The sequence below is a fragment of the Gluconobacter sp. Gdi genome, from assembly GCF_014132155.1.
Taxonomy (GTDB): domain Bacteria; phylum Pseudomonadota; class Alphaproteobacteria; order Acetobacterales; family Acetobacteraceae; genus Gluconobacter.
Map to the genome: position 1 here is coordinate 450,444 of NZ_BLJQ01000002.1, position 11,949 is coordinate 462,392.

General features: G+C 55.3%; 6 protein-coding genes. 2 read left to right on the forward strand and 4 right to left on the reverse strand.

Annotated features, from left to right (window positions below; translation table 11 throughout):
- Nucleotides 1-73: 73 nt before the first annotated feature.
- The 4 genes from JN414_RS05980 to JN414_RS05995 all read right to left on the reverse strand — a co-directional run bounded on the left by JN414_RS05980 (nt 74) and on the right by JN414_RS05995 (nt 7,528).
- Entirely contained in the window at nt 74-3,022 is a 2,949-nt protein-coding gene (locus tag JN414_RS05980) for a TonB-dependent receptor domain-containing protein (RefSeq protein WP_202207106.1), read from the reverse strand.
- A gap of 245 nt (nt 3,023-3,267) precedes the next feature.
- Nucleotides 3,268-4,056, reverse strand: coding sequence for a serine O-acetyltransferase (gene cysE, locus JN414_RS05985; RefSeq protein WP_202207107.1), 789 nt, complete (start codon nt 4,054-4,056; stop codon nt 3,268-3,270).
- The gene (locus JN414_RS05990; protein WP_202207108.1) at nt 4,053-5,270 is read right to left on the reverse strand and encodes a UbiH/UbiF/VisC/COQ6 family ubiquinone biosynthesis hydroxylase; all 1,218 of its coding nucleotides are present in this window, start codon (nt 5,268-5,270) and stop codon (nt 4,053-4,055) included. Before JN414_RS05990 ends, cysE begins: the two co-directional genes overlap by 4 nt.
- Before the next feature lie 65 nt (nt 5,271-5,335).
- On the reverse strand, nt 5,336-7,528 hold the full coding sequence (locus JN414_RS05995; RefSeq protein WP_202207109.1) for a TonB-dependent siderophore receptor: 2,193 nt from the start codon (nt 7,526-7,528) through the stop codon (nt 5,336-5,338).
- A 442-nt stretch (nt 7,529-7,970) separates the two neighbouring features.
- Here JN414_RS05995 and JN414_RS06000 point away from each other — a divergent pair, with 442 nt between their 5' ends.
- Entirely contained in the window at nt 7,971-9,149 is a 1,179-nt protein-coding gene (locus JN414_RS06000; protein WP_237389899.1) for a mechanosensitive ion channel family protein, read from the forward strand.
- Nucleotides 9,150-9,319: 170 nt separating this feature from the next.
- Nucleotides 9,320-11,845 (forward strand): TonB-dependent siderophore receptor, encoded by a 2,526-nt coding sequence (locus JN414_RS06005; protein ID WP_202207111.1) that lies wholly within the window; start codon nt 9,320-9,322, stop codon nt 11,843-11,845.
- The last annotated feature ends 104 nt before the right edge of the window (nt 11,846-11,949 follow it).

Below are 11,949 nucleotides of genomic sequence, written 5' to 3' on the forward strand. Positions count from 1 at the left end.
TCCAGGGCGTATCAATAACAAAAAAAGGGCGGCCCTTTCGGACCGCCCTTTTTCGTTGATCAAGTGATCAGGATCAGAAGTTCACGCCTGCCTGCAGGAAGACGTAGCGTCCCATGTAGAGGTTGCCGTACAGCGCAGCTGCACTGTTGTCCGTTGCGCTGGCAACAAACGGCGGCTTCTTGTCGAGGAGGTTGTTCACACCACCTTCGAAGTTCCAGCTCTTCCAGCGATAGGACACCGTCACATCATGTGAGAAGATGCCTGGGGTGCTGGTACGGCCATACCCATTGGCACGCTTCAGATCTGTCGTGCCGTCGTTCCAGACCATGCCGCCCATGTACTGCATCATATACGTCACGCCGAACGCACCGTGCTGCCAGCCAACCGTTGCATAGTCACGAACGCGCGGGTTGCCGTTGCCGGTTTGATACATCATGCGACCAGCATAGTTGTACCACTGACCACCAGCCTCGTTCTGCTGCAGGTAGCTGACGAGCTGCTGGAAGTTGTTGGACAGCGTCAGGACATCATGCTGTGTGACACGGATACGGTAGTCAAGGTCGAAGTCGATACCGCTCGTCTTCAGGCCGCCAATGTTGTCATACATGGACGTCACAGCATTCAGCTGCCCGGTGCTTGCAACGCGGGTAATACGATCACAGTAAGACGTGTTCGTGCCCGTATAGCACTGATCCATGATGTACTGGCTGCTCAGGTACGTGATCATGTTCTTGAGCGTGTAGTGCCAGTATTCAACGGACGCAGACAGGCCCGGGATCCAGCGCGGCGTGATCACCGTACCGATCGTGTAGGTCCGGCCCGTCTCAGGGCGCAGCTTGGAGTTGCCGCCATACAACGTTGGAGACTGTCCGGAGAAGTTGGACGCGAACGTGCTGCTGTTGATGCCCTGACGTGCGCAAGTGGCTGCTACGACAGGAGATTGCGCACCGTAGGATGCTGCCTGTACGGAATCACACGGATCGGTCGCTGAGGCGTATCCCAGAGACTGACCACCATACAGCTCATAAACGTTCGGCTGACGATAAGACGTACCGAGCGTTGCGCGGAAGCGGATGTCCTGAATCGGTGCCCAGTTGATGGAAACCTTCCAGTTCTTCGTGCCACCGAACGTATTGTAGGCCGAGTACCGTCCCTGACCGTCGATCGTCAGATCTTTGGCGAGGAATGCGTTGTGCAGCAGTGTTGCCTTGCCTTCGATGTAACCTTCAGAAACGTTGAAGCCGCCGCCGGTGTAAGACGCAGAGTTCGTCAGCGTCTGACCTGCTTCGACCAGTGGATCCGGGTGATAGGCAAGCTGTTCACCACGATGCTCCATACCCAGCGCAAGACCCAGGTCGCCACCGTTATTCCATGGCATGTGAACAACATGGTTGTTGTTGATGCGCAGGTTCAGGTCACGCAGCTGGTAATAGTAGTGATCATGCGACGTGTAGTTGGAGTAAGCTGCAGCTTCCGGTGAAAGCTTGCCAAACGGGTTGGACAGAACGCAACCGGCGGCAGCGTTACAAACCGATGGATTGTAGCTCAGCGTACTGTCAGCATCACCCGGGGTGTCCTGCTGCAGGCCATATGTCTGCAGCAGCTTGGCGTAGTTACCAACGCCAGACGTCTGCTGCATGACCTGGTTCCAGCCATAGGTGTAGGACAGATCGTAGTTCCATCCATGGGTGATTTCACCCTTCACACCCGCAATACCCGTGTAGGTATCCGTGGCGGTTTCGCTGCGGCGATTGCCCCACTCACCCATACGCTTGGACATATAAGCGTCTTCGCCGAGCGTGTTGTAGGGGTCGTTTGCAGGAATATAGAGCGCCGTTGGCAGCGAGGACGGGTAAATGCTGCCAGCCACCGGAATAGGGGCCATCGTCGTGGACGAATTACGGTGTGCGTAGTTAAAGTTCAGATATGGCGTGAAATGACGGTTGATGTCGTAATGGGCATCAAACGACAGTGTCGCGTTCTGAAGGGAGTTGGTCAGGGACTGATCGTTACCGTAGTTGTATCGGTCCGCCTTGGAATACGTGTGTAGCGCACCGCTTTCGCTGCCAACATAATTGCCGCTGTCTGTCTGATACAGGCCACCGGTCGGGTAACCGGACCCGAAGGACAGTCCAGATGCACTCAGAGGGTTGTTGATCTGAACGGGGTTCGCCCATGAGCGGTTGCGCTGCTGGATGCCACTGGAGGTCATGTAAGACCCGAAAAGCGTCACGTTGCCCTTGCCATGATCGAAGTTCCAGCCCTTATAGCCGGAAATCATGCCTGTCTGGCCGTCGCCGCGATCGGTGCCAATACCCCCACGAACCGTGAGGTTCGCATCGTTGAGGTCGTGGCGAAGCTTGATGTTGATAACGCCGGAAACAGCGTCAGCACCATAAAGCTCGGAACCGCCATCCTTCAGGATTTCAATGCTGGCAACCTGATGAACGTTGATCGTGTTCATGTCGAAGCAGCTGTTGTTGCCATTGATGGCAGCACGCTTGCCGTCGATCAGAACCAGAACGCGGTTCTGCCCAAGGTTACGCAGATCCATGCAGGAGGAGCCGCCTGTGCCATTGGTCTGGCTATTTGTTGTGCCAGAGGAGCCCATGGACGGAAGGCGCTGCAGGTAATCACCAATCGTGGTGGCGCCTGTCTGCTCAATCTGCTTGCTGGTCACGATCTGGACCGGGTTCGCGTTCGAGTTGTTGGACGTGCTCAGGGCAGAGCCCGTGACGACAACACTTTCAGAACGGCCTGAATCGATCGAAGTAACGGCACGACGGCGATTGACCTGAGCGGTCAAGGCAGGCGTTGTCGCAGCTGGTGCAACTGTCTGAACCGGTGCCTGTGTTGTAACCCTGGGCGTGGCAGCCGCCTTGGCGTGCGTTGTTGTGCGATGAGAGGACGCACGGTGATGCGTGCTCGTAGCGGTCTGGGCGTCCGCTGTTGCAGTCGCTTCCAGTCCCATGGCGAGAACGGAAGCGCACAGAAGCAGCTCCCTGCGTCGATTAAGAATCATGTGGGCTCACAGTCAGACTATATTTCTGAGATCTCCTTAGTAATGTTTTTGTCTCAGAACTTTGTCTATCCGGAAATAACCAGCAGGGATGCCATAAAGGCACGCTGTTGCATAATTGTCATATGCAGATAACAGTAATACACACTCTGTTTCTTGGTGATTACTAAAGTTAATTAAGGATACATTCCTGTTTCATATCGAAACAATCGTCTGAGCAGAAAGAGACAGCCTGCGGCTCCTCTCCGTCAAGCGACAGGGTGAGCAGGGTTGGTTGTCGTAGGAAAAGAGGTAGCCTTTGGCGTGCCAATAATCCGGGCTGGGTTCCCAACCGCGGTTGCGTTGGCTGGAATATCTTCCAGAACGACGGAGGCTGCGCCGATCCGGGCATTTTCACCAATAACAAGACGGCCCAGAACTTTTGCACCGGAACCGATCATGGCGCCCCGGCGAACGATCGGATGGCGGTTCCCGCTCAGTTTTCCTGTTCCGCCAAGCGTGACGTCCTGAAAAAGGGAGACGTCATCTTCAATGATGCAGGTTTCTCCAATGACGATTCCCGTTCCATGATCGATACTCAGGCGGCGTCCCAGTCGGGCGGCGGGATGAATGTCTATTGAGAACAGTTCGTTTACCCTGCTCTGAAAGTGATAGGCTAGATGTCGGCGGTTTCTCTGCCACAGATGGTGTGAGACCCTATGAGCCTGTAATGCCTGCCAGCCTTTGAAAAACAGGAAAGGCGTGACAAGGTCAGGGCAGGCAGGATCCCGATCCCGGATCGCGAGGATGTCTTCCGCTGCGGCTTCTGCAATTGCCGGAACGTCCTGAAGAATTGACGCAACAAGACGCGTGATGGCCGTGGCCGAAATGGAGCGATCAGCCAGCTTTGTCCCTAGTAGAGAAGCCAGTGCTGAGCTGAAGTCGGCATGATCCCCGATGTTAGTCGCGAAGACATCCTGAATCAGCGGATCATGGCAACTGCATGCCTGGGACTGCATTTCCTGCCAGAGTTTAACGAGATTTACGGTTGAACTCATACGCCCATCGCCTTGCGAACAAAGGCGCGTCTCAGGCGGGGCAGGCGATGAACGCCCGCAATGCCGAGGTCACGCACGCGCCGCAGAACCGGATTATCGTTGCCAAAGAGACGTTCCAGAATGTCCGTGGCGGCCAGCATGGCCATATTGCCGGGCCGGGCGCGGCGCTGATAGCGGACAAGGAGTTCCCGGCTTCCCGGATCTGTACGTTTCGTATGGGCTTCAATCAGTAGGTCTGCCAGAGCGATGACATCCCGAAAACCGATATTCAGCCCCTGACCTGCGATTGGATGGATACCATGGGCCGCATCTCCGACCAGAGCCAGACGGGGCGCAATATATGTCTGCGCATACTGCGCTGACAGCGGATAAATCCAGCGGCGGCCAATGGGTGTGATGGCGCCCAGATCCTCATCGCCCATGCGTGCACGGATTTCGCGGGCAAAGATTTCATCGGGGAGGTCATGGAAGCGTTGGGCGCGACCTTCGCCTTCCGCCCAGACAATAGCGGATCGATGCGGATGCTCAGCCGTGCCCGGCATTGGCAGTCGGGCGAAAGGCCCTTCTGGGAGAAACTGCTCCAGCGCCACGCCGTCATGGGGCTTTTCATGTGCGATCGTCGCAACGATGCCGCACTGATGATAGGGCAGTTTGGTCAGGCCGATGCGGGCCTGTTCGCGCAATGGAGAACGACGTCCCTCCGCCGCGACAGCCAGTTTGGCCGTTACGGTTGAACCTGATGCCAGACGGATCGACACATGATCCAGGTGAAACGTGAAGGTTCCTGTGTCTGGCGCGCGGACGTCCAGCGTCTCGTATTGTTCAAGCGTCCGGTTAATGGCGAGACGCAGATCGCGTGCTTCTGCCATCCAGCCGAAATTCATGCCTTCAGGGGCATCGTCCACGCCGAAATGCAGGAAAAGCGGTGAGGGAGCCTCGTGCGGGCGGCCATCCGAGACGCGGATTTCACGGATTGGCTGGGAAACACCGGGAAGATTGTCCCAGATACCCGCAGCTTCCAGCATCTGGCGTGAACCTTCCGCAATGGCGTATGCCCGGCCGTCAAGAGAAGGGTCTTCCATGCCTGGGAGAGCTGCACGGTCAATGAGCAGAACCCGCACACCTTCGGCTGCCAGACGACAGGCCAGTGTCGCGCCAACAGGACCGGCTCCGTTAATGCACAGGTCGTAATGTGTCTTGGTCATCGTGCTCATCTCCCTGCCCCTGTCCTACTCCTGTGACGTGTGGAGCGGAAGAGGGCAGGAAGGGGCAGAAAAGATCAGAGATCGAAGCGTGCGTTCAGGAAGACAGCGCGCGGTGTCCCGACAAAGAAGTAATCAGAGGCCAGAAAGCCCCAGTAATGAAGGTTTGTGGCGTTATCGAGTTCAGCACGCAGGGTCATCTTGTGACGGCCAATGCTGGTGCGATAGCTGGCCCGCAGATTGAGCAGCGTATAGCTGGGGACATGGAAGGCGTTGGAACTGTCGCCCCACATTGATGCGGTATAATGGACTTCCGCAGTTGCCGAGAGACCCGGCACGCCCGGGATACGGTCCGTCAGCTGGAACACATTCTGGAACAGCGGAATGCCCTCGATCTTGTTCCCTTTAACGGTGGCATCTGCCTTGCTGTATTTTCCGCCTTCGGCACCAAGGCTATCCGTCAGGGTAATGCCGAATGGCAGATCGACATGGCCGCTGAGTTCTGCCCCCTGATATGTGACGGTGCCGTTCGAGACATAGACATTGTCCGCGTTGGCATACTGCGCGCCACGCGTGATGCGATAGAGCGCACCGGTCAGATCCCAGCTCTGGCGAGCGATCTTTGCACCCACTTCAACCTGATCGGAACGGATGGGCGGCAGAGTTTCACGCGCGTTCTTGTATGTGTCCCCCACGGTCCCACCATTTTCCAGCGCCTGAACGTAGCTGGCGTAAATAGTGGTGTCTTTCCACGGATGGAACATCAGGGCGGCAGTCGGTGTCAGTGGCGTAGTGCGCAGCGCTGTTTTTGTTCCGGAAGACTTCCATGTCAGCTGATGGAAATCGGTAAAGCGAATGCCGGCGAGGAGTGACCAGTGTTTATCAAACGTCAGAGTGTCGCTGCCGAAAAGACCGACCTGATCGGAACGATAATTGCGATAGGTCGCGGTGTCCCAGCTTCCGCTATAAGAACGGCTTGTGATCGGCGAGTAGAGGTTCTGTCCTCCGATATTCACGTAATCGGAATCATAGGGCAGGTATTTGCTAAGTCCCTGCCAGGCCGCTCCCATCGTGAAATCATGCCGGATAAAACCCGTCCGGAACTTGCCTTCCAGAATGGCTTGAACTTGATCATATTGTGCCCAGCTTCCGGGATTGGTGCTCATATAGGTGTCATAGTTGCCACCCTGATCCTGCAGGGACATCCACTCCCCGCGGTAGCGGCGATAGTCCATGCTGTGGCTGTAATCGATGCGCGCGGTCCAGTTCTTTGTAATGTCCCAATGCAGCCCGGTTGAGACAAACAGGGTGTGGGACGTAAACATGCTTGCCGGAGATGCCGTCAGGTTCTTGTGTCCGCTGATGGCATCGGGAAGACGGTTGCTGCCATAGGCTGACGGATCATCAATAAAGAAGTCCTGCACGCCGCCACGGACCTGACGGTCCTGGTAAATGGCGTCAGCGGTCCACAGCAGGTTGTGAGCCAGCCGCACATCCGTGGATAGGGAGCCTGAAAAGCGCGTGACGTGCGATCCGTTGTAGGTTTCGCCATTTTCGTGGGTGAGGTTCAGGCGATATCCAACAATATCGTTTCGGAAAAGGCGCCCACCCGTGTCGATGTGCTGACTGCCCACGGCGCCTGAGCTGTATCCGGCATCAAAGGAAAATGTGCGGGCGTCGGTCGGCTTCTTCGTCTGGAAATCGATGATGCCGCCGGGCGCGTTGAAGCCGTACATGAAACCGGAAGCGCCCTTGAGAAGCTGTACCGCCTCGAACGACTCAAGTGGGAGTTCCACGGTCGTCATGAAGAAGGGCGTGCCGTTGATCTTGTAGCCGTTGTAATCATCAAGCGGTACGCCTCGAACCGTGACGGAATAGGCGTTGAACGAATACGTGTCGCCGTTTGAAATGACCGATGCATCCTGTGAGAAAACGCGCGCCAGCGATTTGACCTGCCGCTCCTGAAGTTCTGCTGCCGTCACGACCTTGATCGAAAATGGCGTATCCAGAACGCGGCGTGTCCCCAGCGCTCCGCCGTTAGCCTGATGGGCATGACCGAGAACTGTAACGTTTTCGCCTTTTGCGTTGGGTTGCTTGTGGGGCGAAGGGGCAGGCTTGGAGTATCCGTTATGACGGGGCTTCCCTGGTGGCTTGTGCCCGGTTTGAGAATGCGCGTCCTGAAAGTCTGCTGCCAGGGCAATGGCCGAGGTACCTGACATGAGCAGAGCGAACGAAAGCACAGATGACAGAACGGAAGTGGCGGCGGCCATAAAACTACACCAAATAGTTATAATGTGAAACAACCAATAAAATATGTTTAAAACATTAAATAACAACATAAATCGCTGTTTGTAGTTTGTTGTTATAAGGAATTGAAAAGTCTGAAAAATATAGGTTCTCAGTCAAAAAATTTGTTGTGGCTGTTTGGTATTCAGTACGGTCAAAAAGACGGCAGGTGAGTGTCTCATTTCGGCAACATGCATCGTTCAACAAAATTAAAACTTATTAAAATAGTGAAAATAGGATAGTTCGTATTTCGGGAACAGTTTGGTCCGCTTGGGGTTGTAGTCTGATGTTCTTGGCCGAATGCGTGCTGATGGACACCGCTAACAGCATTTCGTTCGCTCAGGATGCAGCCTCTGCGTGCCCTGATGGTGGATGACAGGTGATCGTCTAGGGAGACCAATGTTCAGACAGAATTATGTGGACTCAATGTCCAGCCTTCGTCACCAGTTCGACTGGCTGCCTGACCCGCTGGGTTCTGTTCTTTTGCTGATTGCAGCCGCGCTGTTCGCCCTCCTGTTCAGTCGGATCATCACGGATGCGCTGCCACGCCTGCCGGGCCTAAGGAAGATCCAGTTCATTCATGCTTTAACCATCAGGTTAAAGATGAATGTTCGCTATTTTCTGATGATCATAGCCGCCAGTGCAGCTTTGCCCGCGACGGAGGGTTTCTCTCCCGAGACTGAAAAGCTTCTCGCTCATGTGCTGGCCTGCCTGTTCATCATGAATCTTGGCTTCGGCATTATCAGGGCGTTTCGTCTGGCGACTGATCAGTACCTGAACCGGATCAGTTCCAAGGAGAATGTGGATGACATCACGGTCCGCTCTCATCAGACGCAGATCCGGGTGCTCCGTCGTCTGATTGAGATCACCTTTGGGGTCCTGACTGTTGCCGCGTCTCTGATGGTTTTCAATTCCGTTCAGAAATTTGGCGTTTCACTCTTTGCTTCTGCCGGTGCCGCCTCCCTGATCGTGGGTCTATCCGCCCGGCCGGCTTTGTCCAATTTGATCGCGGGTATTCAGATCGCCATCACCCAGCCGATCCGCATGGAAGATATGCTGATCCTGAACGGGGACTGGGCCTGGGTCGAGGAGATTAATGCGACTTATGTCGTCCTGCGGACATGGGATCGTCGGCGCTATATCGTGCCTATTTCCTATTTCCTCGAAAACCCGTTCCAGAACTGGACGCATAGCTCGCAGTCTTTGATCGGCTCCATCTTTCTCTGGCTGGATTACCGCACACCGATGGACCGTTTGCGGGCGATGTTCATGGAAGAAATCGAGCACTGCTCGGATTGGGACAAGGACCGTTCCTCCATTGCCTGCCAGATTGCAGACAGCAATGCCCAGGTCATTTCCATCCGCATGATCGCAGGGGCTGCGGATGCAGGAAATATGTGGAACCTGTCCTGTGATATCCGCGAACGCATGCTGCATCGCATTCAAGCAGAAATGCCGGAATGTCTGCCTCGTGGACGAACTGCGGTCGTATCGGATTCTCCATCTGACACGCCGTGGCCTGAAAGCCTCATGTCTCCTCCGGTCAATCGCCCTGGCAATGGGCAATATCGCGGTCCTGATCTGAAGGCTCCTACAGTTTCCTGAAATTTCCTGATGCCACACTCCTGGGTCCAAAAGTTTCGTTTTGGTCTCTTGGGGTGTGGCATTTATGCACTAGAAATCTTGTGATACATTCAAGGCCGTAATAATCGGTAGACACACTTTAAAACGTTTCTAATCTGAACTGAACACCAGATCTGATTAGGACTGCCTGAATGCGCCTCAAGTCACTTCTTCTCGCTACAACAATCGTTACGGTCGTGCACCCAGTACATCAGGCCTCTGCTGCCGTGCATAAATCAACCCGCACCACAGTTCCTGCGAAGGTGACGACCAAAACCACAGGGAAGAAAACAGTCGTCCGTCAGGCTGCCGCCACGCCGCGCCGCCCTCATGCAGTTGATAGCAATACAAATGAGCAGATGATCGTCACGGGAACGCATGCGTTCAACCGCCGCGCCCGGGATTCAACGAGCCCGATCAGTGTTCTCACGGCAGCGACGCTCCGCCGTTCCGGCCAGATGAACCTCGCAGACGCGATTGTTCGTACTGACCCGTCCATCACGGTCAACGCGATGGGAAGCGACGCTGGTGCCCTGACGTCCTCCATCCGGATGCGTGGTCTGAACCCGAACGAAGTTCTGGTTCTCGTCGATGGAAAGCGCCGTCATACGACAGCCAATATCTATGCTGATGCCGGTCCGCAGCAGGGCTCAACGCCGGTCGATCTGAACATGATCCCGGCCTCTGCAATCGATCATATCGAAATTCTGCGTGATGGTGCGGCGGCCATGTATGGCTCGGACGCAATCGCCGGTGTTGTGAACATCATCCTGAAAAAGACGCCGCATGGTCTGAACATGACCGCCCAGACTGGCGCGAATGCCTACAACGGTGATGGCTGGCAGTATCAGCTTGGTGCTGATGGTGGCTTCGGTTTCCTGGGGGACGGTTATGTCCATATCAGCGGGCAGATGTACCACACCGATCATATGGTCCCGAACACGACGGACGTTCGGACGGTTCCGGGGAATCCCGAATACAAGGGATTTGATGTTCCGCATAACTCCAACAAGATCCTGAGCACACCGGAAGAAACTCGTGAAAACCTCAGCATCGAGTTCGGGAAGACGCTGACGGAAGGTGTGAAGGGATACGGTCTCATTACCTATGCCCACCGCCATTCCGAGGCTTATGAAAACTATCGTATGCCGTCTGTGGCTCCGACGCTGTATCCGTATGGGTTTTCTCCGCTCGAAACCATCGAGGAGAACGATTACGCCGCAACCTTGGGGCTTAAAGGTGACAATTTCCTTGGGTTTTCCTGGGATCTGAGCTCGACTTATGGTGCTGATGAAAATGATATCGGGAACAAGCACACAGCTAACCCGAACCTGATTGCGGAAACCGGAACCTCCCCAACGACGGTTCGTGCCGAGACCTATCGCCTGTCTCAGTGGACGAACAATCTTGATTTCCGCCGTCAGCTGAAAATTGCCAACCTCGTTCCTGTGACGGTCGCCTTCGGTGGTGAGCACCGCCTGGAGACCTATCAGATCTGGCCGGGCGAAATTGCGTCCTATACCCAGGGTGGAACGCAGGGCTATGCGGGCCTGATGCCGGAAAACTCTGGCAAGTGGAGCCGTGACGTCTGGGCCGCCTACCTCGATGGTGACTTCCATCCGCTGAAGCACTGGGATCTCGATTTTGCGGGCCGCTTCGAGCACTACACGGACGTTGGGAATACCGAGAATGGTAAAGTTTCCACACGGTATGACATTACGAAACGGATCGCCGTTCGGGCCACGATCAGCAATGGTTTCCGCGCCCCAACCCTTCCTGAAGAACACTTCAGCTCATTGAACGTCTCACCAACAGGCGCTTCGGGCCTCCTTGCCACATCCAGTGCTGCGGGGCGCAGTCTTGGCGCTCAAAACCTGAAGCCAGAACGCTCTACAAGTGCTGAGGGTGGTGTGGTGCTTGAGCCGGTCAATGGCTGGCACATTTCCGCAGACGTTTATCAGATCAATATTCGGGATCGTATTTCCGGTGCGGGTTCCATCTATGGCGATACGGCCATTTCCGCTATCGACATGACGGGTGCTACGCTGCCGACAGGCATTACGAATGCGGACGTTTCGGCAAACTACTTCGCAAACGTTGGAAGCACCCGCACACAGGGCCTCGATATCCAGTCCGATTATATGTTCCACATGCACCAGTATGGGAACCTGGATCTGACCATGGCGCTCAACCTGAACCGGACGCGCGTCAATCACATCAATACGAATTCTCAGGGCAACCCCTACCTGAATGAACAGAGCATCGCGTATCTGACGTCTACCTCTCCACGCAGCAAGATCATCCTGAATGCGTATTGGACGATCGGAAAGTGGGATGTGAACGTGCGTCAGACGCGCTACGGCGAAACCACGTCCATGCTGACCTATCAGGATCAGACTCCTGCAAGCCTGACCTGCAAGGGGCAGAGCCTTCAGTATTCCAATGTCTGCTGGGGGCAGTTCAAGAATACGCCAGTCTGGCTGACGGATCTTGAGGTTGGGTACCGTCTCAATCACATGTGGCACTTCGCCGTGGGCGCCAATAACATTTTCAACCAGCGCCCACGGCGTCTGACCAAGTATCTTAACTACCTCGGGGCGAATGCTTACGACACGGACTCTTCCGGTATCGGCATCGCTGGTGGCTATTACTACGGGCGTATCAACGCCACGTTCTGATCCTCCTTCAGAGGCTGGATGGAAGAAAGACGCCCAGAGACGCCGGTTCCCCGGTGTCTCTGGGCTGTTTCGTATATTGTTGTTGAACTGGTACAATCTGGGCC